The following is a 24,257-nucleotide window of genomic DNA, read 5'->3' as shown; positions in this document are numbered from 1 at the left end:
GCCTCCTATTCCGTCGCCTGCTTGCGAGAGAAATACAGCCAGAACAGGACGCCCGTCATTAGAATGGCAAACGTCAGGGTGGCGATTGCCGCGCCCATGCCCATATTTGGAATGCCGACAGGGTGTTCGCCCGCGATCCCCGTGCGGTAGAACAGGGTCGCCAACAAATCGGCTGAATACGATGGTTCGCCTTTCGCGCCTGCCATGGCATAGATGACATCGAAAGCGTTGAAGTTATCCACGAAGGTCAAAATGGTGACCACGCCGATCACCGGTTTCAGAAGCGGGAACTTTATCTTCCAGAAGATATTCCACTCCGATGCGCCGTCGATACGGGCGGCTTCGAGCAATTCGTCCGAGATACCCATCAGCCCGGCGAGGAACATTACCGTGGGCATGCCCACCCATTGCCAGACCGAGGTCAGAGAAATAACCGGGAGGGCGAGGTTTTCGCGTCCAAGCCAGGGGAGCGCCAATTCCCTTAACCCCATGGCGATGAGCGTCTTATTTACCGCGCCCCAGTTCGGGTTGAGGATCAACGTCCATAAAAAGCCAGTGACCAGCACCGATAAAGTCGCGGGGGCAAAGATCACTGTGCGAAAGAAATTCCTGCCTCGAAATTCCGACGAGAGCAGGTTGGCGAACAACAAGCCAAGCGTATTTTGCACAAGCATGTGAATGGCGAAAAAGACGCAGGTGTTGGTAAACGCGTTGAAAAATTTCTCGCGCCATAATGGGTTGGTAAATAAGTCCCTGTAATTTTGCGAGCCGACAAACGTTGTCGGGTTATAGCCTTCCCCTTGATACAGGCTCAAGCGCAGTGAGTCGAACAATGGTCCCGCCATGAACACGAGGTACATTGCCACGGCGGGCAATAGGAATAAGAGCCATGTAATTTTTTGGCGGTTCTTTACGCTGAACAGGTCTGGCGCGCGAGTCATGGTCTCTCCTTTTTATGGTTATACAATCGGCAGGGATGGGAAACCCATCCCTGCCTTTTATTGTACGCTGAAACGGCTGATTACTTGCAAGCCGCGGCAGGTTCGTACCAAGCCGCCACATCAGCATTGAAAGCGTCGGCGGCTTCCTTCGGGGTCTTCTCGCCCTTCAACACGGCGATCACGTTGTTGTTGAGGGAGGTGTAGGCATCCACGCTGCCGGAGGGCGCGGCGAGGAGTTTTTCCCACACGAAGCGAATGTCCACGCCTTTGGCGGCTTTGTTGAACGCCATGAAGTCGGCGCTGATCGGGTCGCTGAGGGTCGGAATCTCCTTGGTCAGCGGGAAGAAGCCTGGCAGGTTATCGCCAAGCAATCCGGCAAATTCAGGCGATTCGAGGAACTCAAGGAAGAGCATGGCCGATTCGAGGTTCGGGGATGCGGCGTTCGCGCCGACAGCGGCATCGGTATGGAAGGACACATAGGTGTCTTTGCCTGCGAGCGCGGGCGGGTAGAACACGCCCCACTCAAAGTCGGTGGCGTCTTTCTTGATCGGACCGATGCTCCAAGAGCCGTCGAATAACATGGCGGCTTGTCCCTGCGCGAAAAGCTGGCTGGCGTCATAGTAACTGACCGCTTCAAAGCCTGTCGGCAGGTAGGGTTTCAGATCGGCAATCTGCTGGAAGGCGGCGACCATTTCGTCGCTGTTGAAACAGCGTTCGCCGTTCAGGTACGCCATGCGCCCATCGTAACCGCCGATATCGCTGGGGATGAGTTGCATCATCACAACTTCGTTGATATCCCAGGCGTCTTTTGTCCCGTTCGCAAACGGTATCACGCCCGCGTCTTGCAGGGTCTTGGCGGCGGCCATCAGGTCTTCCCAAGTGGCGGGAATCTCAATGCCATTGGCGGCGAAGAGGTCTTTGTTATAGTAAATGCCATGAGATACGGCGATGATCGGCACCGCATACGGCTCGCCGTCATCGGTCGCCCACGGAGCGCGGGAAGCGGCAGTGAAGCTATCGTTGATGCCGGGCAGGTCTTTCAAAGAAGCGATGTAACCCGCATCGAACAGTTCGCGCCCGGTTGCGAAGGAACGCACGAAGAACAAGTCGGGACCTGTGCCGGTCTCGAGTTGGGTGCGAAGCGTGGCATTGTAATCGGGCGGGTTGGTCGGGTCGAATTTGACGGTGATGTTGGGATATTTCTCGTGGAACGCGGCATTGATCACGTCCCAGGCGGCAACATCATCCACGCGCCAGGAGCCCAGGGTGAGGGTCACTTCAGCGGCTGGCGCTTCTGTGGCGGGAGCCTCAGTCGCAGGCGCCTCGGTAGCGGGAGCCTCAGTGGCTGGCGCTTCTGTGGCAGGCGCCTCGGTAGGCGCGGGGGTGCCGCAAGCCGAGAGCACAAGGCTCGCCAAAATCAAAGCAGATAACAAAACGAACAGTTTCTTTTGCATTTCTTCTCCTATATATTTTGAACACGTTACAAACAGACTTCCGGTTACTTTTGACGCAATGGTTTCCTTACTCGCTCCTTTCAGGTTGTCTTATCAAGCGGCAGCGCACACTGCGCTTCGGCAACTCGCCCGCAACCTTCCTGTGTAATATGACGCATGAGTTGCGTAACAAGATTCGCAAGAGCGCGAATCCGACAGGACATTCACTATTCCACTTCGATCGATTCAGAGAAATTATGTAGACGGGACTCCGCGCTTCACCCGACAGTGGGTATGGATACCGGTAGTCGGCCGGTCATCTGGATGCGGCCAAACAAGGCTTTCGCGACGGCGCGCATGGACGGCTCCATAATGCCGTACGCGGCAACGTACGCGGAGACTTGCGGAAAGGCGGCAAGGTCATACGGGAGACGCATGGCGATCACAATCGTGGGCTTGCCAAGATTCAAGAGCGCGCGCGCAAACCCGGCTTGCTTCTCTTCGGCATAGGCGTTGATCGTGCCAACGACGATCACATCATATTCACGGACACGCCCCAACACTGAGGCCGATTCTGCCTCAGTGGGCGAATACGGGATGACGAACTCATCTGTGCGAGCGTGATAGTCCCGAATAGACTCTGCCAGTTTAGGCTGAATGTACGATGACGTGTCCGCTGGCGTCAGGTCTTTTGGCTGGGGAACGATCACCGCAATGCGTTGGTCCGATTCGAGTTTGAGCGGCAAATACTTTTCACGATCGCGCACCAGTGTGATGGATTTCTCCGCAATCTCTTGAGCAACCCGCATGTGTTCGGCAGATCGAATTACCGCGAGATCATGCGAGGCTGAATTCTCGGCGATCCATTGTTTCAAGCGTGAGATCCGCGCGGCGGACGCTTCCAACTCGCCCAGCGTGAGTTGACCAGACTTGAATCCTTCCATCAGGCCTTCGAACGCGCGGGTCTGATCTTGTGGGTCGCTGGTATTGAGCAACAAGTCTGCGCCCGCTTTCACCGCGCGCACAGATTCCTCGCGCAAAGCCTCGCCCTGACGAATCGCTTTCATGTCCATCGCGTCGGTGACAACGACACCATCGTAGCCGAAATCGCGGCGCAGTAGACCGTTGATGATGTTGGGAGATAAGGTGGCGGGAGGAGGGTTTGCGCCGTCCAGCGAAGTGATTCCGAGGTGCGCGGTCATCACCATTTTGGCATCCGCTTTGAAGGCGGCGATAAAAGGAGGCAATTCTACGGCGCGAAGTCGTTCGAGAGAGTGTGGCACAGTGCCAAGCCCGTGGTGCGTGTCGCTGGCGGTATCGCCGTGACCGGGGAAGTGCTTGACCGTGGCGGCAACTCCTTGCGATTGAATTCCTTCGATCATGGCCGCGGTCAGCTCCGCAACCAGACGAGGATCTTCGCCAAAGGAGCGCGCGCCCACAACGGGATTCTGCGGGTTGATGTTCACATCGGCGCAGGGCGCATAATTGACGTTGATGCCCAGCGCGGACAATTCGCGCCCGAGCACTTCGCCCGCTTTGCGCGCGAGTTCTGCGGAGCGTGTGGCGCCCAACGCCATATTGCCGGGCAGGGGCGTGCCGTCGCCCACCGCCATCAACTGCCCTCCTTCCTGGTCGGTAGCGATGAGGAGGCGAGGCAGGTCGAGGTCGCGCGCGAGGCGTTGCAGGGCGTTGGTCAACTCGCGCACTTGGGAGGGAGTCCCGATATTTAAACTGCGGAAGTATGAAATCCCGCTGGGGTGGTATTTTTGGAACGCTTCGATAATTTCAGGCGAGGGGGTCTCTTTGCCGTGAAACGCGAATAATAGTTTTTGCCCGATGAGATGTTCGATGTCCACGCTTATCCTTTCAAGCCAGAGACCACTACGCTTTCGAGAATGTAGCGCTGGGCAAGGAAAAAGACAACGATGAGAGGCACGGTGGTCAGCACTGCCGAGGTCATGATGGTGGGCCACGGTTGCGTCGTCAGGTTGATGTTGTATAGGGTGGACACGTATACGGGCAGGGTGTACAGGTCGATGGTTTGCAGATAGATAAGCGGGGTGAGCAGGTTGTTCCACATGCCGACAAAAAGGAAGGTTGCCACGGTGGCGAGCGGCGCTTTAACCAGCGGCAGGATAATCTCCCACCAGATTTGGATGTGGTTTGCGCCGTCTACGAACGCGGATTCGTCCAATTCTTTGGGGATTTGCGCCATTGCCTGACGCAATAAGAAGACCATCGCCGCGCCGCCGGCGAAGTAGCCCGGAATAATAAGCGGGTTGAAGGTGCCGATCCAGTCCAGTTTATTGAAGAACACGTACTGCGGCACGATAAGCGCTTGCGGCGGAATCATCATGGTGGAGAGCATGAGGAAGAATACGATGTTTCGCCCGGGCCATTCCACGCGGCTGAAGGCATATGCCACGGCGGCGATCGAAATCAATGTGCCTGCCAATGCCAGCGTTACGTAGAACACGGAGTTGAAATAGGAGCGCACAAAATTTTCATTCTGAAAAATATCGATGTAGGCTTCGAGAGTTGGGCGGTCTGGAATCCAGACGATGCCCGGAGAGTTCGTTTCTTCCACGGTTTTAAGCGAGGATGAGATCATCCAAAACAAGGGGAAGCTCATTAGGATGGTTGCGCCGGTGAGCAAGGCGTACAGCAAAATGCCTTTGAGGATGGGGAAGTATCTTTTCATTTTGCCTGCCTAGTACACATCGTAGGTTACCCAGCGGTCTTGAAGCTTGAACTGGATAAGCGTAAAAATGAGGATGATGACAAGAATGACCCACGAAATGGCAGAGCCATACCCGATCTCAAAATGGCTGAAACTCGTTTCCCATAGATAGTAGACCATTGAGATCGTCGAAGAGACAATCGGCTCGTTATCACGGTAAAGGACAAAGATCGGCTCGAAGATCTGCAGGGAGCCGATCAACCCAACGACCAGGTTATAGAAAATATACGGGGTGAGCAGGGGGAAGGAAATTCTCCAGAATTTTTGCCAGGCGGTCGCGCCATCCACTTCGGCGGCTTCGTGCAATTCTTTGGGGATGTTGTTCAAACCGGCGAGGAAGATCAGCATCATTGTGCCGCATCCCCAGACCATGAGTAAAATTACGGACATTTTCGTCCACAATGGACTCTGGACCCAAAGCGGAACGCGGTTGTCGGCAGGGAAACCCGCTTCAAGCACTTTTGTCAGCAGGTTGTATTTCCCCGTATTCATCCCTAAAAAGAACGCGGTGACAACTTCCTGGACGAGGATCAGCGCGCGACTGAATACTCCAAAGGGCGGAACGGAAGTGGATATCGCGCGAATGATCTGGTTAACAATACCCGTGCCGGTATTCAACATCAAACGCCAGCACAGCAATACGGCGGTGTTAAAGCCGAGGATCACCGGCAAGTAAAACGCCATTCGGAAAACGCGCTCGCCTTTCATCTTTTGGTTCAACAGCACGGCAAGGAATAACGCCACTCCCATCTGTAATGGCAAGCCGATCAAGGTCAGATACAAGGTGTTGACAAGCGAGGCGCGGAAACCAGTATCATGGAGGAGGATGTCGCGGTAATTTTCGATCCCTTTCCAGGTTGCCGGCGCGCCGGAGGCGATGCGATAATCGGTGAAACTCCAGTATAAAGAAAAAGACAGGGGTACAACGACAAATATGATGAAGCCAACGATCCAGGGTGCGGCGAAAAAATAACCCGCAAAGGCGCTTTCTTGCTGTTTGGGCGTGGCGCCGCGCGCCCGGACGATCGAACGGGCAAGGAAACCCAAACCATAACTGGCAGATACAATGAGCGCAACGGTCAATACCGCCACGATCAACACATTGATATATGGGTTTTCCAGCATGGCATACTCCTCGAGGTACGAGAGTAGAGTTGGGCGGGGAGGACTCCCCGCCCAACTCACTTAGATCTTTTCTTATTCGGCGAGCGCCGCAGAGTATTGTTCCTGAATCGTCTGGTTGACTTCTTCAGGAGTGAGCTCTTCGGTCACCAATTTGCCCAGCGCGTCTTGCATGATGGTGGACAATTTTGCGGCTTCCTTGATTCCAGCGAAGCCCACGCCATATTCCGCCGCCAATTCCGCTTCGCGTTGCAGTTGCGGAGAGTCGGTCACGTAGCCGTATTGCGAGTCGTTGCGGGCAGGGATGAGACCCATGGTCTCGTTCCACTTGTTGTTGCCTTCCTTGCTGAAGGCAAGTTTCAACCAATCCGCCGCGAGTTCCTTGTTCGGGCTGTAATCCGCGACTGCAAGCCAGTCGTTGAACGCAAGCACCACCGGTTTGCTGTTGGGGAAGTTCGCCGGATCGCCGTAGAACGGTTCAATGGAAATATTTTCCCAGACGGGGCGATCAAACGCGGGAGCCGCCCAGCCGGAGTGGGCAAGGCAGATCACCCCGTTGTTCTTACCCGTGGCGTCGTCCACATCAATGACGGAGCCTTGGCCAGCAGGAAGCGCGCCAACCGCATCTGAAGCGGGACCGTAGGTAGCCTGTCGCAGATCGAGCAGGAATTGGGTGGTCGCCAGCGCTTCCGGGGAATCGAAGTTGGGCGAGCCATCGGCTTTATAAAGTTGGCCGCCGAGAGAGTAGAAGACCAACAACCACCACTGCCAGTCAGCCATGGTAGCCGCATCCACCGGGTGAAGCGCCTGTTGGGTCAACGAGTTGGTGGCGGGGTCGATCACTGTGTTGGCTTTCGTGAACGAAATCCAATCCGCAAAGCTCTTCGGCGGAAGCGTGCCGGTCGCAAGATCGGAACGGCAGAAAACGTAACGAGGAGCGGTGAAGATCGGCAGACCGCGCAGTTTGCCTTCGTACTTGGCATTTTCGAGCGCGGGACCGAAGTTACTGATCTCGCTCCAGGCGCCAGCGCCAAGGTACGGATCCATATCGGCAAGATTCTTGCCGTAGAGCGTGTTCATTTCAGAGCCGAGGTTAATGATGTCGGGACCTTCGCCCGCGGCGAAGAAACCGGCAAAGGTCGTATCCCAACCCGACCATGAGCCTTCGGTGATCTCGACCGTCACGCCCGGGTGAGCCTTTTCAAACGCCGGGTTGATATCGCTCTTCAACCACGCGATGGTGTCGGGGGTGTAATCGAGCAGGTAGATCTTCAAGGTTTTTGGCTGAGCCGCGCCACCGCAGGCGGTCAACATCATACTGACCAACACCAAAACTGAAAGCAACGTAAACAGTTTCTTGTTCATTTTTTTCTTCTCCTTGTAGTTTTTCAAACATCGGTTGAATACGCAAATTGAAATACTATGCTCTTCGATCGATCTCCTTTCTGCCGCATGAACAGGATAAATAAAGAAAAGTCAGTTCATCTGGCGAATACGAGTATCAACATCCTGCGCAAAACGATGAATAAACTCCCGCACAAAAACAGCCGGGTCAAGCGACTCTTCGGCGATCAAAGGAGTCATATCCATTGCATACGAAAGCCCGTGTGTCGCATCTACGCCGTGCGATTCAAAATATGTGGCGTTGGCGCGGCGGCGCCCCATCGAAGCGAGGTCGTACCGCTTCCCGCCGACGATCTGCGAATCAAAGACGCCCAACAAAGCGAACTGGAGATTTTCATGGGCGGAGGTATTCATCAACACCTTATCTGGATCGATCATCCAATCGAGCGAGCGCCAGACCTCACACCCCACGAGTCTCTCGGGACGTTCAGCCGGGTCCAGTCGGCGGATGGCTTCCACCACCCTCAGAACAACCGCGATATGCGTATCATGCTTGTCCGCAAGGTTATGGGTGTACACATAGTTCGGTTTTGTGGCGCGCAAGATCTCCACAAAATCTTCGATGGGTTCCTGTCGAGACGCGTCCTTAAGTGTGGCGCTGGGCAGGTCCAACATGATTTGCGCGGAGAACTCGCCCACATATGCCGCCTTGCGTTGTTCATGAAAACGCACAGCCCGCATCTCATCGTCTGTGTAATCCTTATAAAGGCTATCGCGCGGAGACCCTCGACCATCCGTGACAACAACGCCTGTGAACCATTTATCGCCTTGTTGAAAACACTCCAAGATCGGTTGCGCCGCCATGATCTCAATATCGTCCTGATGCGCGGCAAGGCATAAATGCGTTGTGCGTCCCAGCGCCTGCTCCTCAGCCACGCCGTCCGGGATAAAAACTTCAGCCGTATTCAGAGAAAATTTCATGCCTGCGCCTGTTCTATGACCGGCAAACTTGCCGCCGCAATGGATTGACCCACGCGGCGTAATTTCTCGCTGGGCAAATGAATTTCTATTTTCTTCAAAAGTTCGGGGAATTCGGTTTCGAACACGTTGATCACGCCTTCCAACAATAGATTTCCGCCTCGTCCCGAGGTGCACCGGCCTAAAATCAAAACATGCTTGAGGTCGTAAAACTCGGCATAGTGAGCAATGCCATAGCCTAAATAAATTCCCATCGTTTGCCAGATCTTCAACGCGCCTCCGTATCCCGAATCCAGCAGGTTCTGAACAAATTTCAACTTCTCGGCGTCGGTCAGGCTCGATGGGATATCGATCTCCGCTTTGGGCGCGAGCCTGAAAACGCATTGTTGTGAAAAATACGACGCGCCACAGCCTCGGTCGCCCGACCACTCTTCGATCGGCGCGTTTGGGTTGTAGTCGATGGGGGCGAACGCCAGCTCGTTTAGCCAGCCGGTGATCTGCCCAGTCATGTTCACATAACCCGCCGCCTCGCTCGAACCCAGGGCAATACCCAAAATGCCGTTATCTTCAATGGACATCGAGCCAGCCAACGCGGTGACGTCTCCGTCATTGATCACTTCCAGCGGCACTCCCATCTCGTCTCTGATTCGCAGGAACATGTTCCTGATTTCGCTAAAGCGCTCAACAGGAATCCCCCGGAACAGCGAAGCCACCATCGGTCGGTTATCCACATAAATGCCAGCGGAACTGCCGCCGATCGCGTCCACGCGCGGGAGTTTGCTCGCGGCAGTTTTCAGCGATTGCATGATCTCGTTGTAGTGATATTCGGGATCAGAGTGTTTGCGCGGCTCCCAGATGACTTCCTCGCTGAAAACCGGAACCCCGCCAACCACCGCGCTGACTTTTCTGTCGGATGCGCCCAAGTCGAAGCCGATGCGATGACCTTGCAGGTTGCGGCCGAGCAGTTTCCCCCTCTCGAAAGAAGCGGGCACTTCATCCGCAGCGCATAAGACCACTTCGAATGCGCGCTCGTAGACTTGATCTCCCATAAAATGGTAATCAAAGTTCCGAGCGCCGTTTGCCGCGTAATCATTTCGAATGTGCTCGCCGATCTTGCGCGAGCCGCCAACGTAGATCTTGTGTCCGCCGCGTTGCCAGAGGAGAAACTTGAGAGCGCGTTCAACATATTCAAGATTTGCGCCGAAGTTCGAGTGCGATTCGGGAAAAACTTTTAATTCGATTCGAGAAAACTCTCCGTTATTTCTTTCAAGCCCGATCACCAGCCTCTCGCTCTCAGATTCAACGGAATTCTGAAACGCGCGACGCGCCAAAACCGCCGGGCGAAATTCTTCATCCAATGGAGGCGCAACACGCGGAGGGATTAACGGTAAAGTCATTAATGCGCTCCGCCAAACAAAGGCGAGTAGCCATCCTGCAACAGGAAAGCAGACGCGCCGAGGATACAGGCGCGATAATCCAAGGTGCCTAATTCAAGCTGAGTGCCTTCAGACATGCGAGTTAACGCGGCGTTTTGCATCGCGCGATTAACAGCTTCCAGCCACGGCGTACCGAAGAGCGTCATATCGCCTGTCAAAACGATTTTCTGAATATTCAGTGTGCCGATCAAATTTGCAAGAGAGACGCCTAAATACCGCGCCGCCCGTTCAATGGACTCTTTCGTTTTGGCGTCGCCAGCCTCAAACGCGGATTGAACCGCATCGAGCGAATCCATTTTCAAGCGCTGCATCACCGCGCGCGCGCTGGAGATGGTTTCCAGACAGCCGCGTTTGCCGCACCGGCATAATTCGCCATTCTCTTGAATCACCACATGACCGATCTCGCCTGCGCCTCCCCCGTCGCCTTGAAACAATTGCCCGTTGACTAATATCCCCGCGCCGATACCATACTTCACATTGACAACGATCAGGTTCTCGTCCGGCTTGTGCTTATTTCCATACACATACTCCCCAATCGCGGTTGCTTGACTGTCATTGAGAACGAGAACGGGAATCTTATATTTCTTTTGAAGCAGAGTACCAAGCGGAAGATTTTCCCATTCCAGGTTCACCGCGTTCAAAATGATTCCCTCGCGCGTGTTGATTAGGCCGGGCGCGCCGACTCCAATTCCCACAAGCGGCTTGTATTTTTTTCGTTTCAATTGGTCAAGAATTTGGTAAACGAGTTCGAGCGCTTTTTCCCCGTTATCGTCGTGCACGCCCACTTCAACGGTCTCTTTGATTTCGCCCCTCAAATTGACTACCGCGCCGATAAATTTATCTTGCGCGAGGTTCAGTCCGATTAAATAGCGCGAATCTGCAAGGACGCTCAGTAAGATTGGAGATTTTCCTCCAATGGATTCCCCGCGCCCCACTTCATGCACCAAACCTTCGGCAAGCAAGCCAGACACAACATCTGAAACCGTGGTGCGGGTCAGGTGGGTGATACGCGCAATCTCGGCGCGGCTGATCGGGTCATTGGCAAAGATCGTTCTGAGAACCAAATCTCGATTGTGTTGCTTCGTTTGTTGATGCGTAGCCTTTTTCATCAAGTTTCCTGCAACAAGAATTTGGATTGCCACTACAAGAAGAACAATTTGTCTGACGACTTTGTAAATTCACTGGACTAACAAACGCATTGTACAGACTCCCCCACAAAAAGTCAACCCTGTATTTTGGCAAGATCGAAACCAGAATCTTTGGACGGGTATTTTCGCCAATTCCAAATCCGCCCTTGACAGATTATTCATCTCCTCCTAAAATTTAGGCATACCTAAATTTTTGTTTAGTTACCCAAATGGAGAATCGATGACTACTAAATTCACACGAAGGGATTTCCTCAAAACGGGCGGACTCACCCTGCTCGGCGCGGCGGGTGTCGGTGTGCTTGCAAACACGAACCACGATCACGCGAACAAAACAAAAGTCCTTGCCGCGCCAGCCATGCAACACGATGGACATGATGGCACACTGCCCAACACTGTCGGCGAAGTGGACCACGAAGCCAACGGCTTCAATCCTGACGACATTCTGACCGATTTCGATTACGGCGAAGTCTCCACCCTGCCCAGCGGACAAACCCTGCGCGAGTACAAGATCCTCGCGCACAACAAGGATATCGAAGTTGTTCCGGGCATCGTTTATCCCGCATGGACGTACAACGGACGCATCCCCGGTCCAACGCTTCGCGCCACCGAAGGCGACCGCATACGAATCAATTTTGCCAACGGAAGCAATCATCCGCACACGATGCACTTTCACGGGTTTCATCCAGGCTCGATGGACGGCGTACCAGGTTCAGGTCCGGGGGGAAACGTGTTGCCCGGCGAATCATTCGTCTACGAGTTCGATGCGGAACCGTTCGGACTCCACCTCTATCATTGTCACGCATTCCCTCTCGCGCGTCACATCGCAAAGGGACTCTACGGCACGTTCATCGTTGACCCCAAAGGCGGACGTCCGCGCGTGGATCGCGAGATGGTGATGGTGATGAGCGGCTTTGATGTGGACTTCGATGATGCGAATGATTTTTATGCGGTCAACGCGATTCCTTTTCATTATCAAAACCATCCGATCCAGATCAAGGTCGGCGAAACGATTCGCATCTATCTCGTGAACATCCTCGAGTTCGATCTCATCAACTCATTCCACTTGCACGCAAACTTTTTTCAATACTTTCCCACTGGCACAAGTCTCACGCCCGCCGAATTTACCGACACGATCATTCAAGGACAGGCGCAACGCGGCATTCTCGAATTCAGTTACAAATATCCGGGCATGTACATGTTCCACGCGCACGTGACGGAGTTTGCGGAACTCGGCTGGAATGGCATGTTCGAAGTGACGGAATAGAGGCTCATCATGACTCATTCGACTGAACCCACACGCTTCACCTTTCGGACCTTCGTCCTGCTTCTGCTCCCCATCATTCTCCTCGCTGGAGTGATCGCGCTCTTCCTCTCCACTGGCGGCGGCTTGGATTTGGAATCTGCCGCGCCCATCGAGACTCTCGACATCGAGCGTTACAACCTCCAACAAAACGTGATTGAGCTTCACGTCCGCAACATGGGACCTGACGCGCTCACAATTGCGCAAGTCGGCGTGAACGAAGCCATCATGCCATTCACGGTTTCACCAGATACAACGATACCGCGCTTGGGACGCGCCGTTATTCACATTCCCTATCCATGGAATTACGGCGAAGCATACGGTGTCAGCGTTTTCACAACGAATGCAATCGTCTTCGGCGTGGACATTCCCGTCGCATTCGAAACTCCACAACCCGACGCGGCAACATTCTGGGGCTTCACATTGATCGGCTTATACGTCGGCGTGATCCCCGTTTTCATCGGCATCTTCTGGTTCCCCGCACTGCGGACTCTCGGTCGCCGCACGATGACCTTCCTCATGGCGGCAACGGCGGGCTTGCTCATCTTCCTCGGCTTGGACACGCTCGCCGAAGCGCTGGAGTTTGCGGCAGAAGTTCCAGCCACATTCCAAGGGATTGGATTGATCGGCATCGGCGCGGTTGCAACTTTCCTTTTGTTGGATGCAATTTCAAAGAGTCAAACCAACACATCAGGCGATGAATCGCAGAGACGTTTATCGGTCGCGTTCATCATCGCGGTCGGAATAGGATTCCACAACCTCGGCGAGGGACTTGCCATCGGCGCGGCGTACAACGTCGGCGAGATCGCGCTGGGAACATTCCTCGTCGTGGGATTCATCATCCAAAACATCACCGAGGGACTTGGAATCATCGCTCCCGTACTACGCGACAAACCCACAATTAGACGACTCGCGGTCATGGGATTGATCGGCGGCGCACCCGCCATCCTCGGCGCATGGATCGGCGGATATGCTCCCTCGCCGTTTCTCGCTGTGCTGTTCCTCGCCATCGGCGCAGGCGCGATCTTCCAAGTCATTTACGAAATCGCCAAATTGATTCAAAAAGACACCCAACGCGAAGCCATACCGATGACCGTCTTCAGCGGCGTGTTGACAGGCATGATGCTGTTGTGGGTAACTGGATTATTGATTAAGTAAGTTGTAACTCCGAAGGAGTGAAATGATTATAGATTTGCACGTAATAGGCAAGCCAACCCCGAAGGGGTGTCATGGCTTTGCATGAGGATATGTCATCCCTGCGGGATTTGATCGTGCCTTGTTCCATTTTCTATAATTCTTCCATCCCTTCGGGATTGAAAGTTCTTCAGGCAAATAAATAAACATCGTTCTGCGAAGTCGAAGTATCGCCTCGCAACAACAGAAAACTATGGAAACCATTCTCCTCCCCCTCCGCATCTCTGGATTACTCGCCTTCCTCGGCGCGTTCCTCTATGCCATCGGTGATGTGCTTTTGCTCGCGAGCAAAGTGAATCTCGCTGAGTATCCCAAACTCAAGCCGTTCGCCAAACTGCTTTCAGACGCCGAAAAGATGATCGTGCTATCACCGAACCGAATGATCTGGGGCGCGTTGCTCGGCGTGTTCGGGACACCTTTATACGTCGCAGGATACTGGCACATCTATCAAGGCTTGGGCGGCGCGAACACCTCCGCTGTGCTGACAGTTGTCGGCTTGTTCGGAACCGCATCCATCCTGGGCGCGTTCGTCCACGGCACGTTTTATTACATGGGCGAATACGTCCACGCGTTGAACAATGTCAGCGAAGAGTCGCAGGCGGTGATCGTCAAAATGATCGAGCGGCATAAAAAAGTTTTGATCATCACATACGCTCCTGTGATGATCTTCATTGTGATCGCATCCATTTGGTTTTCGATTTTGGTTGCATCGGGTCAAACGTCATTCCCACTTTGGTTGACGTGGATCAACCCGCTCACACTGACCATCGCGTGGCTGGTCATCAACCGCATCCTGCCGCAATTTTTGCGCGACGCGACAGAAGGCGCAGGCTTCAACATTGCGTTCATGGTCTTCTTCGCCTGCACTACGATCACACTTTGGAACGGATAATGGAACAAACACTCACCATCTCGATTCAGGATTACCTGAAACACATTTACGAATTGACCGATCGCGGCGCGCCGGCCAGCACCAACGCGCTCGCGGAACGACTCAAGATCAAGCCTGCGTCAGTGACGGGCATGATTCAAAAACTTGCCGCGTCGAATCCGCCGCTGGTTGAATATCAAAAACACCAAGGCGTGACGCTCACGAAAGATGGGAAGAAAGCCGCGCTCGAAGTGATTCGGCATCACCGTCTGCTCGAAGCGTGGCTCGTGCAAACACTCGGCTATTCGTGGGATGAAGTGCACGAAGAGGCGGAGCGACTCGAACACGTCATCTCGGAAGATTTTGAGCGACGTATCGCCGCCGCGATGGGACATCCGCTTCGTGACCCCCATGGAGAGTTGATCCCCACCGCCGATCTTAAGATGCCGCTGGACGATTCGACTCCGCTCTCCGCGCTGAGACCGAATCAAACTGGCACGATCCAATGCGTCAAAGCCGCGGACGATGAGTTACTTCGTCATCTCGAATCCCTCGGCATCACGCCTGGCGCAAGTATCGAGGTGAAGGAATATTCATCATACGACCACAATCTAACGGTCAAAGTCGGGCGCAAAACCTCGGTGCTTGGGTTGAACATTACAAGCAAGATTTTTGTGGAAGAGAGTTAAATGCTTTGTAGGTCAGGCTTACAGCCTGACAATCTTTTGCATGGTGAGCGTATGCAATAAGTCTATTAGCCCTCTTACACAAGAAATTGTACGGCAGGTTTTCAACCCACTATTCATCAAAATTCGGAAAAGCGTCAGGCTAAAAGCCTGACCTACGATTGACCTTTGCAAGAAATCAATCAAAGAAAGTTAACGAACATGTTTGAACGCGCAGTTTTACTTCCATCTTTACCAGCAGTCAGCCTGACCGAAATCCTCATCGTCCTGACCATTGCCAGCCTTGCTTACTTCGTTGTCTTCAACAAATTTGAAAAGCATGTTCCAACAAACAGAAGGATCACTAAACTTGCTATCGTTGTCGGCGTCCTGACAATCGTTGGCATTTTGTTTAGCAGGTATGCATTTTGGGGCGTGATCGCCCTGATGACAATCGGACAGATTTATATACACGGCGTGTATTTCCCCAAACACGGAGTCAACGGCTGGACAGCCGAACCGTACGACAAATATCTTGAACTAACAGAACGAATGAAAGGTAAAAAATGAACGAAAATATTTTCCGCATGATCGCCGCGCTTGTCTTGTTCACAGGCATCGGCATCTCAGGTTACTTCCGCCGCAAAGCGGACAAAGAATCAGGCGAAACCGTTTCCCGCAAAGTGGACGGCGGCGTGATGATGAACTTCATCCGTATCGGAGGACTGATCCTCTGGTTGAGTCCGCTGATCTATCTCATTAATCCGCAATGGATGGCTTGGTCGAAGATCGGACTCCCCGAATCGATTCGCTGGCTCGGCGTTGGGATTGGAATCCTGTGTGTGTTCGGCATTTACTGGCTGTTCAGCAGTATCGGGAGCGGAATCACCCCCACCAGCGCGACGCGCAAAGAGCACAAACTCACCACGAATGGGATTTACAAATACATTCGTCATCCGTTGTACACGATCGGTTCGTCATTCATCTTGTCCTTTGGCATGATGGCGGACAACTGGTTTATCGGGATGTTCGGCATCCTGGCATTCGTCCTCATGGCGATCCGCACACCAAAAGAGGAAGCCAACCTCATCGAAAAATTCGGAGATGAGTATCGAGAATACATGAAGCGCACAGGTCGCTTTTTGCCGAAACTATTCTAAAGTCATCTCAAAATGTCACCCTGAGCGATAGCGAAGGGTCTCTACTGCCAACACAAGAGACTCTTCGGTCGCAAACCCCGCTCCCTCAGAGTGACATGGTATTGTCTCAAATCTTTTATCACGCAAACATCGAAGAACAAACATGAAAAAACATTCGCAAAATTCCCTTTCAGAAGTACATGAATCCGTTATTGTGCCAGCCAAAGCCTCCTCATGGAGGCGCTGGCTGGCGATCACTGGACCCGCCCTCATGGTATCCGTCGGCTACATGGACCCGGGCAACTGGGCAACAGACATCGCGGGCGGAAGCCGCTATAGCTACGCCTTGATCTGGGTCTTGTTGATGTCCAACCTTATGGCGATTCTCCTGCAAAGTTTAGCCGCGAGGCTCGGCATCGTCAGTCGCCGCGACCTGGCGCAAGTCTGTCATGAAGATTATCCGCCCATTGTGAATATCCCCCTCTACATTCTGGCAGAGATCGCCATCACAGCCTGCGACTTGGCGGAGGTGATCGGTTCTGCCATCGCGCTTCAATTACTTTTCGGTATCCCACTTCTGTATGGCGTGATACTTACCGCGTTGGATACATTCCTGCTTTTGTTGTTGTCGCATGCGGGGATTCGCAAACTGGAAAGCGTGGTCATCGCGTTGGTCGGAACGATCGGCGTCGCTTTCTTCATCGAGATCCTGTTGGGCAAACCTGATTGGGTTGGCATCGCTCATGGCTTTGTCCCATCCCTGCCCGACGCGACCGCGTTATATATTTCCATCGGCATTTTAGGCGCGACCGTCATGCCGCACAATTTATATTTGCATTCGTCACTCGTGCAAACTCGCAAGATCGGGCGCGACAGCGACGAAGTCAAAAAGACCCTGCGCTGGAACACGATCGACACATCGTTATCGCTCAACATTGCTTTCTTCATCAACGCTGCGATTTTGGTGATGGCGGCTTCGGTCTTTCACAGAAACGGATATTTTGCCGTCGCCGAGATTCAAGACGCGCATCATTTGCTGGAGCCTCTGCTTGGGGCGTCCATCGCGCCGATCGCGTTCGCCATCGCGCTTCTCGCCTCGGGACAGAGTTCCACCATCACCGGCACGCTCGCCGGGCAGATCGTGATGGAGGGCTACCTCAACCTGCGGATTCGACCGTGGCTGCGCCGCCTCATTACCCGACTTCTGGCTGTCATCCCCGCGATACTCGTCATCGCCCACTTCGGCGAAAACGCCACAGGCGCGATGCTCGTGCTGAGTCAAGTCGTCCTCTCGCTTCAACTGCCGTTTGCGATCATTCCGCTGATCAACGCAGTAGCAGACAAACGCCGCATGGGCGAATTCACCATCAGCCCGAAGATAAAAGCCCTGGCATGGATCGTGGCGGGAATCATTTTGTCGCTGAACATCAAATTGATCGTTGACCAAATCGGAGCGTGGATCGCCGACGCGGGAAGCGACGCGTGGATCATCGAAGCGACCGTGATCCCATTAACTGTATTACTCGGACTGCTATTGCTTTACGTGGTCGCGCATCCCTGGCTGGACAAAAACGGATTTCGCATTGGGAGTGTCCATCGTCAAGCCGCGCAAACGATCAACGCGATCCAACCACCTCCGCCCTACCAGCACATCGGCGTGGCATTGGACTTTTCAGGCAAGGACGAAAAATTGCTCACGGAAAGTCTGCGCTTCATCAACAAAAAGCAAACGAAACTCACCTTGTTGCACGTTGTCGAAAGTCCAGTGGCAAGAAGGCTGGGCGTCGAGGGTGAAGATTCCGAAACGCTCGCAGACCGCGACCGACTCGAAAAATTGACCGAGATGATGAAAGCGAACAAAGTCAACTCCGAATGGCAGATCGGAAGCGGCGAGCCAGGCAAAGAACTGGCGAAAATGATCAACGATTCGAATATAGAAATGATCGTCGTCGGTGGACATGGTCACACGGGCGTTTCAGATTTGATCCACGGAACGGTCATCAGCGACTTGCGCCACCACATCAAAGCCAGCGTGGTGATCGTGCCGATTGGTGATTAGCATACGTCAAGATAGGGGTTGTCTAAAAAGGGGAAGAACAAGTTGAGAAAACGGCGTAAACGGAGCAAGAGACAAAAAAACTGGCGGTCATTGGATCGCCAGTTTTCGTAAATTGTGCGCCATGCACACCAGACCCCACTCCACATCCACTTTTTTCAACCCTGGAGCATGAACCTTCGAAGCCCATGTTCTGTTTCACGTCCCCGAAGACCGTTTCGGGTTCAATGCTTCGTAATTTACGCAAGGCATACCCTGCTCGGAAAGCAGGTTGTCTTTGGCTTGCTGACGATAGCGGCGGAGTTCAAATCCGACTTGCATTTGGCGATTGCCTTTGGCTTTGGTGCATTTGGGTTTGAGAGGGCAGGCGGCACACTCCAAACATTCATAAACCCGCCGTTCAGATAAGAAGCCGTTGTGGAATTGGTAGGGGTTGGTTTCGATATAGACCATGCGATGGTGGGCGGGACACACGAACTGATCCTTGTCCTGATCGTAGCGAAAGCAGGTTGACTTGAAGCGCATCTTCTCAAGCAGTTCGGGTTTGCGCGGCGGGTGTTGCTCCTGGTGGAAGGTGTTGTATTTGAGGTAGTTCCCCATGCCGTGCTTTTCCAAATAGGCATAGTTTTCTTCGCTGCCGTAGCCTGCGTCGCCAGACACGTTTTTGAATTGTTTGCCCTGCGGAAACTGCTGTTGTTGCATATGGGGATGAAGCAACTGGTATCGTCGGCTTGTTGGTGAGGCTTAGCCCACCACAAACTGTCCTTCGGTTCCTATTTGCACGTTATAAGCGGCGCCCAGCGGCTTGCGCGCCGCCGTCTTCCTTCATGCCAGACTGCTGGCTGCGGGTCGGTTTCGAATAGCTGTTGCGTCCCGCCAGAATGCGTTCTTGCTCTTCGTACTTCTCCAAACGCGGCACATCCTCCTGCTCCAATTTCTTCATTGCCTTTTTCTGTTCCGCGTCAGCGGCTTTTCCTTCAACTGGGCGTTGATCTCCGCCGCTTTCCGCTTCACCTTCTCGGCGTCAACTCGCTTTGCTCGCCCAGTTCTCCCAGGTTTTCCTCCCCGTATACTGCATTCTCGCGTTCGTTCACCTGCTCGATTTCATCCAGCAACGCCTGAATTTGCTGTTGTAGTTTCTCCTTGTATTTCTGCGTCTTCTTCGCCCACACCACTTTGTGCGGGTTGGAGTTGGCGCCAGCTTGCTCCCATCCACAAAGTAATTCTCCATCTTCACGTAGCCCTCTTCCACCAGAAGCTCCATCATCGAAGCGAACACTTTCCGCACCGCTTCCTTCAACGTGTCGCTCCGAAAGTTGTTGATCGTGTGAAAGTCCGGCGGTTGCCCCCGCTGATCCACATGAAGCCAATATTCTCCCACAGCGCTTTTTCGATCTTCCGCGACGAATAGATCTTCTGGGTGTAGGCATACACAATCACCTTCAACATCATGCGCGGATGATAACTGCTCGTCCCGCCCCTTTGTATTTTGCTAAAAGCGGCTCGATGTCCAGCTCATCCACGACGCGATTGACCACCCGTACCAGATGTTTTTCAGGGATTAATTCTTCCAAACTCGGCGGCAGCAGACTCAACTGCTCCATTGCGTACGGCTTGAAGGTGAGGTTTCGGTTGTTCATCTCCCTATTGTATTAAACTTTTCCCCAACTGAGGAGGGGCTGTCCTCCCCTTTTTAGACAGCCCCTGAATTTTCGTGAAGCTCGTAGGTTAGGCTTTTAGCCTGCCATCTTCTTGAATTTCGATTAACGGCGTGTTGAAAACCTGCCCTACATACATCGGGACGTTTTTCGCAGACAAACAAACCCTGTCTCTTGACAGGGTTCATTTCCTGAAGTAATATATGAACACTTGCTCAACTATTCAGTATTATGAAACTCACCGAACTCAAAGCCATTCAACTCGCCGAACTATTCAGCGCCCTCAGCGATGCCAGCCGCGTGCGGATCATCTCCCTGCTCCTCGATGGCGAGATGGGCGTCGGCGCGCTTGCCGAAAAATTGAACATGACCGAGTCCGCCGTGTCGCATCAACTGCGCGGACTCCGTCAGATGCGCTTCGTCCGTGCGCGCAAGTCAGGCAGGCAGGTCTTCTATCGTCTCGACGACGATCACGTCGAAAAACTCTATCGCATGGGTCTTGAGCATGTACAGCATGGGTAATTGCGCTACAGACCAATGGAGGTTGAAAATCCGCTCTACACGGAATCGTAGGTCAGGCTTTTAGCCTGACACATTCTTGAAATTCAATCAACGGCGGGTTGAAAACCCGCCCTACAAGCCATTACCTAATCCATCAAGGAATCATTTCATGGAACAAACAATTGACATTGACATCCCGCTGTTACTCCCAGGCGTTGAAAACGAGAAGGACGAATGCCTCGTGCGGCTCGAAGCGGCGCTTCAAGGCAAAAAGGGAATCATCCGCGCACACGTCGAACGCGACAAAACGCCCGTTGACCTGTGCCTGCACTACGACCCCAACCTGTTGACTCTCTCCGATGTGAAGCGTCTCGCCGAACTTGCAGGCGCGCAAATCGTCAACCGCTATCATCACGAATCGATTCCCATCGAAAACATGGACTGTTCCGATTGCAGTCTCGTCATCGAACACAGCGTCGGGCGCATGGACGGCGTGCTGTCGGTCAACGTCAACTACCCCACCGAGAAAATGTGGATCGAGTATGACAATCACAAGATCACTCGCGCCGCCATCGAAAAACGAGTCCGTTCGTTGGGGTATCAAATTCCGCTTAATGAATTTCAAGCAAAGATACAAGAGAACAGAGAATTACTATTCAGCCTCTTGTCAGGATTATTTCTGCTGATCGGCTGGCTCGGCGATACGTTCTTCGGCTTCCCCACATTTCTCAGCATCGGACTCTTCGCAGTCGCCTATGTTTTAGGCGGCTGGGATGTCTCACGTCACGCATGGCACGCCTTGCGCGAACGCCGCCTCGACACAGACGGGCTCATGGTTGTCGCCGCAATTGGCGCGGCGTTCCTAGGCGAGTTTGCCGAAGGCGCATTGTTGCTTTTCCTTTTCAGCCTCGGTCACGCATTGGAAGAACGCGCATTAGATCGCGCGCGCCGCGCCGTCCGCGCGTTGGCTGACCTTGCACCGAAGACCGCGTTGGTCCGCCGCGATGGAAAAGAACAGGAGTCTCCCGTCGAGTCGTTGCAACTCGACGATGTGGTCATCGTCCGCCCTGGCGTGCGAATTCCCGTGGACGGAATCATCCTCGACGGAAGTTCTGGCATTGACCAATCCTCCGTCACAGGCGAATCGCTTCCCGTTGATAAAACGGTTGGCGATCAAGTTTTCGCAAGCACGGTCAATGGCGAAGGCGCGCTCGAAGTCAAAGTGACGCGCCTCGCAAAAGATTCAACTCTGGCGCGCGTGATGAAAATGGTCGAAGAAGCGCAAGCGCAAAAATCGCCGACTCAACAGACTGTCGAAAAATTTGAGCGTATCTTTGTCCCATCTGTTTTAATTCTCACCGCGCTCGTGATCGTCATCCCGCCTCTCTTTGGTTTTCCATTCCGCGAATCGTTTTTACGCGCGATGACTCTGCTCGTCGCCGCGTCGCCGTGCGCCCTCGCGCTTGGCACGCCCGCCGCAATTCTCGCAGGTGTTGCGCAAGCCGCGCGAAATGGCGTGCTCGTCAAAGGCGGCGCGCATCTTGAAAATCTCGGACTGCTCAAAGCCATCGCCTTCGATAAAACTGGAACCGTGACTCACGGTCAGCCCGAGGTGACAGATGTAGTTGTGTTACCAGCCTCAGGGTGGAAAGAAGTGGATTTACTATCCATCGCGGCAGGCGCGGAATCTCGATCCGCGCATCCGTTGGCGCAGGCGGTCGTGCGCTCGGCTCAGACGCAGGGTCTGCCTGCCTCGCCAGTGGACGACGTCGAGTCGCTGACGGGACGCGGCCTGCGCGCGGTGGCGAACGGCAAGACGATTTGGATCGGCAATCAAAAGTTGATGAACGAAGCGGGCGTGGCGCTTTCATCCGAATCAATTTCACGCGCCGAGGCATTGCAAGGACAAGGCAAAACGTTGATGTGGATCGCGGTGGATAAAACATTGGCGGGCTTGATCGCGCTGGCAGATACCTTGCGTCACGAAGCCGCGCCGACGATGAACGCGCTCAAAAAATCTGGCGTGACTCATACCATCATGTTGACAGGCGACAACGCGCGTTCTGCATCCGCGATTGCAAGTGAAATTGGTCTCACTGAATTTCGCGCCGACTTAATGCCCGAAGATAAACTCACCATCATCCGCGAACTTGTCAAAGACTATGGGCAGGTTGCCATGATCGGCGACGGAGTCAACGATGCGCCCGCGCTTGCCAATGCAACCGTTGGAATCGCAATGGGCGGCGCAGGAACTGACGTTGCACTCGAAACCGCCGACGTTGCGTTGATGGGCGATGATCTTTCTAAACTGCCATTCGCAGTCGGCTTGGGACGCGCCACGCGCGCGATCATCATTCAAAATCTGGCAATCGCATTGGGCGTGATCGGTTTGCTTATTGTCACGTCAATCACTGGTATCATCAGCATTGGCATCGCCGTCATTTTTCACGAGGGAAGCACGCTGGTCGTCGTGGCGAATGCGTTGAGGTTGTTGAGGTATAAATCCACGTAGCGTCAGGCTTTTAGCCTGACGCCTTCGCCACGCAAAAGCTGGTCGGGCTGTAAGCCCGACCTACACAGTTGAAGTCAGTTCGATTCTCGTAATGCGACATTTTGCAAATTAACCAATAAATCTAGCAATAAACACGATATGGATTATTACCATAAAGCCAATCCCGAAGGGATGATAGGATTCTAAAAGCGGCAAAATGGGTCTCTAAATCCCGAAGGGATGACATAAATTTGCCGCATCTGACACCCCTTCGGGGTTGAATGTGATACATCCTTCAATACTACAATCATTTGACCCCTTCGGGGTCTGTGAATAATTGCCGTATTGCTCGGTTTAATTGTTAACCTGCAATATGTCGCTCTTGGGCAAGTACAACTGAAAACGCGAGGCGCTTCGCAGACTCTCGTTACGACCTTCACGGCGTAAGGTGAGTTATTAACTCGCCGATCATCACCACGCAAAAATTTGTCGGGCTACAAGCCCGACCTACAAATTGGCTTATACAGGAGAATCCATGCCCGTTGCAAAATTTCACCCGCTGAGTTTCACTGAACAACCATCGCAAGAAATGATCCAACGCGCCACAGACTTCCGCGCGCACATGCAACGTCGCCGCACGGTGCGGCACTTTTCCGATAAACCCGTTCCGCGCGAAATCATTGAAGAGTGTCTCATCGCCGCAGGGACTGCGCCAAGCGGAGCGAATTTGCAACCCTGGCATTTTGTCGTGGTCAGCGACCCAAAGGTGAAACAAGAAATTCGCGCCGCGGCGGAAGAAGAGGAAAAAGATTTTTATCAGCGCCGCGCGCCGAAAGAATGGCTCGAAGCCCTCGCCCCGCTCGGCACGGACGCACACAAACCGTTTCTTGTGACCGCCCCATACTTGATCGCCATCTTCGGAAAGAATCACAGCGAATTACCCGATGGACGCCGCGTGAAGAATTATTACGTCCACGAATCGGTGGGAATCGCCACAGGCTTCTTGATCGCCGCGATTCACAACGCGGGCTTGGTCTCGCTAACCCACACACCCAGTCCAATGGGATTCCTCAACGGGATTCTGAACAGACCGTCAGATGAAAAACCATTTCTACTGTTAGTAACAGGCTTCCCTGCGAAAGAAGCGGAAGTCCCGGTCATCACCAAAAAGCCGCTGGGTGAGATCGCGACATTTATCTAATCAATTCATCCACTAGGAAAAGAGGGCGTCACTACCAAA

23 protein-coding genes are annotated in these 24,257 nt (G+C 53.5%); 10 read left to right on the top strand and 13 right to left on the bottom strand.

Annotation, left to right across the window (positions count from 1 at the left end; all coding sequences use genetic code 11):
* Positions 1–5: 5 nt before the first annotated feature.
* From IPM31_17265 to IPM31_17225, 9 genes are all read right to left on the bottom strand, one after another.
* The gene (locus IPM31_17265; protein MBK9008723.1) at positions 6–941 is read right to left on the bottom strand and encodes a sugar ABC transporter permease; all 936 of its coding nucleotides are present in this window, start codon (positions 939–941) and stop codon (positions 6–8) included.
* 80 nt (positions 942–1,021) lie between these two features.
* The gene (locus IPM31_17260; protein ID MBK9008722.1) at positions 1,022–2,395 is read right to left on the bottom strand and encodes an extracellular solute-binding protein; all 1,374 of its coding nucleotides are present in this window, start codon (positions 2,393–2,395) and stop codon (positions 1,022–1,024) included.
* Between the two features lie 257 nt (positions 2,396–2,652).
* On the bottom strand, positions 2,653–4,230 hold the full coding sequence (locus tag IPM31_17255) for a glycoside hydrolase family 3 C-terminal domain-containing protein (protein ID MBK9008721.1): 1,578 nt from the start codon (positions 4,228–4,230) through the stop codon (positions 2,653–2,655).
* Positions 4,231–4,232: 2 nt separating this feature from the next.
* Complete coding sequence (locus IPM31_17250; protein MBK9008720.1) at positions 4,233–5,075, bottom strand: carbohydrate ABC transporter permease; 843 nt, start codon at positions 5,073–5,075, stop codon at positions 4,233–4,235.
* A 9-nt stretch (positions 5,076–5,084) separates the two neighbouring features.
* Positions 5,085–6,239: a sugar ABC transporter permease gene (locus IPM31_17245; GenBank protein ID MBK9008719.1), complete on the bottom strand. Its 1,155-nt coding sequence runs from the start codon at positions 6,237–6,239 to the stop codon at positions 5,085–5,087.
* Positions 6,240–6,311: 72 nt separating this feature from the next.
* Positions 6,312–7,601 (bottom strand): extracellular solute-binding protein, encoded by a 1,290-nt coding sequence (locus IPM31_17240; GenBank protein MBK9008718.1) that lies wholly within the window; start codon positions 7,599–7,601, stop codon positions 6,312–6,314.
* Between the two features lie 111 nt (positions 7,602–7,712).
* Positions 7,713–8,561, bottom strand: a complete 849-nt coding sequence (locus IPM31_17235; protein MBK9008717.1) for a PIG-L family deacetylase — start codon at positions 8,559–8,561, stop codon at positions 7,713–7,715.
* Positions 8,558–9,955, bottom strand: coding sequence for an ROK family protein (locus tag IPM31_17230; protein MBK9008716.1), 1,398 nt, complete (start codon positions 9,953–9,955; stop codon positions 8,558–8,560). The genes IPM31_17235 and IPM31_17230 overlap by 4 nt, the downstream gene beginning before the upstream one ends.
* Positions 9,955–11,103, bottom strand: coding sequence for an ROK family transcriptional regulator (locus tag IPM31_17225; protein MBK9008715.1), 1,149 nt, complete (start codon positions 11,101–11,103; stop codon positions 9,955–9,957). The genes IPM31_17230 and IPM31_17225 overlap by 1 nt, the downstream gene beginning before the upstream one ends.
* A 259-nt stretch (positions 11,104–11,362) precedes the next feature.
* On the opposite strand from IPM31_17225, the gene IPM31_17220 reads away from it, so the two are divergent.
* The 7 genes from IPM31_17220 (at position 11,363) to IPM31_17190 (ending at position 18,370) form a co-directional block, all read left to right on the top strand.
* Positions 11,363–12,406: a multicopper oxidase domain-containing protein gene (locus tag IPM31_17220; protein MBK9008714.1), complete on the top strand. Its 1,044-nt coding sequence runs from the start codon at positions 11,363–11,365 to the stop codon at positions 12,404–12,406.
* 9 nt (positions 12,407–12,415) lie between these two features.
* Positions 12,416–13,600 carry a ZIP family metal transporter gene (locus IPM31_17215; GenBank protein ID MBK9008713.1) on the top strand — a complete coding sequence of 395 codons (1,185 nt, stop codon included), beginning with the start codon at positions 12,416–12,418 and terminating at the stop codon, positions 13,598–13,600.
* Positions 13,601–13,829: 229 nt separating this feature from the next.
* On the top strand, positions 13,830–14,528 hold the full coding sequence (locus tag IPM31_17210; GenBank protein ID MBK9008712.1) for a hypothetical protein: 699 nt from the start codon (positions 13,830–13,832) through the stop codon (positions 14,526–14,528).
* Positions 14,528–15,196, top strand: coding sequence for a metal-dependent transcriptional regulator (locus tag IPM31_17205; protein MBK9008711.1), 669 nt, complete (start codon positions 14,528–14,530; stop codon positions 15,194–15,196). Before IPM31_17210 ends, IPM31_17205 begins: the two co-directional genes overlap by 1 nt.
* Positions 15,197–15,394: 198 nt before the next feature.
* The gene (locus IPM31_17200; protein ID MBK9008710.1) at positions 15,395–15,742 is read left to right on the top strand and encodes a hypothetical protein; all 348 of its coding nucleotides are present in this window, start codon (positions 15,395–15,397) and stop codon (positions 15,740–15,742) included.
* Complete coding sequence (locus IPM31_17195; protein ID MBK9008709.1) at positions 15,739–16,332, top strand: isoprenylcysteine carboxylmethyltransferase family protein; 594 nt, start codon at positions 15,739–15,741, stop codon at positions 16,330–16,332. The genes IPM31_17200 and IPM31_17195 overlap by 4 nt, the downstream gene beginning before the upstream one ends.
* A 142-nt stretch (positions 16,333–16,474) precedes the next feature.
* Positions 16,475–18,370 (top strand): Nramp family divalent metal transporter, encoded by a 1,896-nt coding sequence (locus IPM31_17190; GenBank protein ID MBK9008708.1) that lies wholly within the window; start codon positions 16,475–16,477, stop codon positions 18,368–18,370.
* A gap of 195 nt (positions 18,371–18,565) precedes the next feature.
* Here the strand turns inward: IPM31_17190 and IPM31_17185 are convergent, their stop codons facing one another.
* The 4 genes from IPM31_17185 to IPM31_17170 all read right to left on the bottom strand — a co-directional run bounded on the left by IPM31_17185 (position 18,566) and on the right by IPM31_17170 (position 20,007).
* Positions 18,566–19,069, bottom strand: coding sequence for a transposase (locus IPM31_17185; GenBank protein MBK9008707.1), 504 nt, complete (start codon positions 19,067–19,069; stop codon positions 18,566–18,568).
* Positions 19,070–19,151: 82 nt separating this feature from the next.
* Positions 19,152–19,310: a hypothetical protein gene (locus tag IPM31_17180; GenBank protein ID MBK9008706.1), complete on the bottom strand. Its 159-nt coding sequence runs from the start codon at positions 19,308–19,310 to the stop codon at positions 19,152–19,154.
* A 353-nt stretch (positions 19,311–19,663) separates the two neighbouring features.
* On the bottom strand, positions 19,664–19,816 hold the full coding sequence (locus IPM31_17175) for a transposase (protein ID MBK9008705.1): 153 nt from the start codon (positions 19,814–19,816) through the stop codon (positions 19,664–19,666).
* Entirely contained in the window at positions 19,816–20,007 is a 192-nt protein-coding gene (locus IPM31_17170) for a transposase (protein MBK9008704.1), read from the bottom strand. The genes IPM31_17175 and IPM31_17170 overlap by 1 nt, the downstream gene beginning before the upstream one ends.
* A 249-nt stretch (positions 20,008–20,256) precedes the next feature.
* On the opposite strand from IPM31_17170, the gene IPM31_17165 reads away from it, so the two are divergent.
* The 3 genes from IPM31_17165 (at position 20,257) to IPM31_17155 (ending at position 24,218) form a co-directional block, all read left to right on the top strand.
* Positions 20,257–20,547, top strand: coding sequence for a helix-turn-helix transcriptional regulator (locus IPM31_17165; protein MBK9008703.1), 291 nt, complete (start codon positions 20,257–20,259; stop codon positions 20,545–20,547).
* A 148-nt stretch (positions 20,548–20,695) separates the two neighbouring features.
* Positions 20,696–23,038, top strand: a complete 2,343-nt coding sequence (gene cadA, locus IPM31_17160) for a cadmium-translocating P-type ATPase (protein MBK9008702.1) — start codon at positions 20,696–20,698, stop codon at positions 23,036–23,038.
* Positions 23,039–23,552: 514 nt separating this feature from the next.
* Positions 23,553–24,218 (top strand): nitroreductase family protein, encoded by a 666-nt coding sequence (locus IPM31_17155; GenBank protein ID MBK9008701.1) that lies wholly within the window; start codon positions 23,553–23,555, stop codon positions 24,216–24,218.
* Positions 24,219–24,257 lie beyond the last annotated feature (39 nt).

Origin of the sequence: Candidatus Defluviilinea gracilis (assembly GCA_016716235.1) — a bacterium.
GTDB lineage: Bacteria > Chloroflexota > Anaerolineae > Anaerolineales > Villigracilaceae > Defluviilinea > Defluviilinea gracilis.
The sequence above is the reverse complement of the archived record's forward strand: the minus strand, read 5'-3'. Positions and strand labels throughout refer to the sequence as shown.

Coding starts and splice junctions, on each gene's coding strand:
- IPM31_17240 (MBK9008718.1), bottom strand. CDS start 7,601: ATGAACAAGAAACTGTTTACGTTGCTTTCAGTTTTGGTGTTGGTCAGT.
- IPM31_17215 (MBK9008713.1), top strand. CDS start 12,416: ATGACTCATTCGACTGAACCCACACGCTTCACCTTTCGGACCTTCGTC.
- IPM31_17235 (MBK9008717.1), bottom strand. CDS start 8,561: ATGAAATTTTCTCTGAATACGGCTGAAGTTTTTATCCCGGACGGCGTG.
- IPM31_17155 (MBK9008701.1), top strand. CDS start 23,553: ATGCCCGTTGCAAAATTTCACCCGCTGAGTTTCACTGAACAACCATCG.
- IPM31_17265 (MBK9008723.1), bottom strand. CDS start 941: ATGACTCGCGCGCCAGACCTGTTCAGCGTAAAGAACCGCCAAAAAATT.
- IPM31_17220 (MBK9008714.1), top strand. CDS start 11,363: ATGACTACTAAATTCACACGAAGGGATTTCCTCAAAACGGGCGGACTC.
- IPM31_17245 (MBK9008719.1), bottom strand. CDS start 6,239: ATGCTGGAAAACCCATATATCAATGTGTTGATCGTGGCGGTATTGACC.
- IPM31_17250 (MBK9008720.1), bottom strand. CDS start 5,075: ATGAAAAGATACTTCCCCATCCTCAAAGGCATTTTGCTGTACGCCTTG.
- IPM31_17230 (MBK9008716.1), bottom strand. CDS start 9,955: ATGACTTTACCGTTAATCCCTCCGCGTGTTGCGCCTCCATTGGATGAA.
- IPM31_17185 (MBK9008707.1), bottom strand. CDS start 19,069: ATGCAACAACAGCAGTTTCCGCAGGGCAAACAATTCAAAAACGTGTCT.
- IPM31_17195 (MBK9008709.1), top strand. CDS start 15,739: ATGAACGAAAATATTTTCCGCATGATCGCCGCGCTTGTCTTGTTCACA.
- cadA (MBK9008702.1), top strand. CDS start 20,696: ATGGAACAAACAATTGACATTGACATCCCGCTGTTACTCCCAGGCGTT.
- IPM31_17165 (MBK9008703.1), top strand. CDS start 20,257: ATGAAACTCACCGAACTCAAAGCCATTCAACTCGCCGAACTATTCAGC.
- IPM31_17205 (MBK9008711.1), top strand. CDS start 14,528: ATGGAACAAACACTCACCATCTCGATTCAGGATTACCTGAAACACATT.
- IPM31_17175 (MBK9008705.1), bottom strand. CDS start 19,816: ATGTTGAAGGTGATTGTGTATGCCTACACCCAGAAGATCTATTCGTCG.
- IPM31_17200 (MBK9008710.1), top strand. CDS start 15,395: ATGTTTGAACGCGCAGTTTTACTTCCATCTTTACCAGCAGTCAGCCTG.
- IPM31_17210 (MBK9008712.1), top strand. CDS start 13,830: ATGGAAACCATTCTCCTCCCCCTCCGCATCTCTGGATTACTCGCCTTC.
- IPM31_17190 (MBK9008708.1), top strand. CDS start 16,475: ATGAAAAAACATTCGCAAAATTCCCTTTCAGAAGTACATGAATCCGTT.
- IPM31_17260 (MBK9008722.1), bottom strand. CDS start 2,395: ATGCAAAAGAAACTGTTCGTTTTGTTATCTGCTTTGATTTTGGCGAGC.
- IPM31_17170 (MBK9008704.1), bottom strand. CDS start 20,007: ATGAACAACCGAAACCTCACCTTCAAGCCGTACGCAATGGAGCAGTTG.
- IPM31_17225 (MBK9008715.1), bottom strand. CDS start 11,103: ATGAAAAAGGCTACGCATCAACAAACGAAGCAACACAATCGAGATTTG.
- IPM31_17180 (MBK9008706.1), bottom strand. CDS start 19,310: ATGAAGAAATTGGAGCAGGAGGATGTGCCGCGTTTGGAGAAGTACGAA.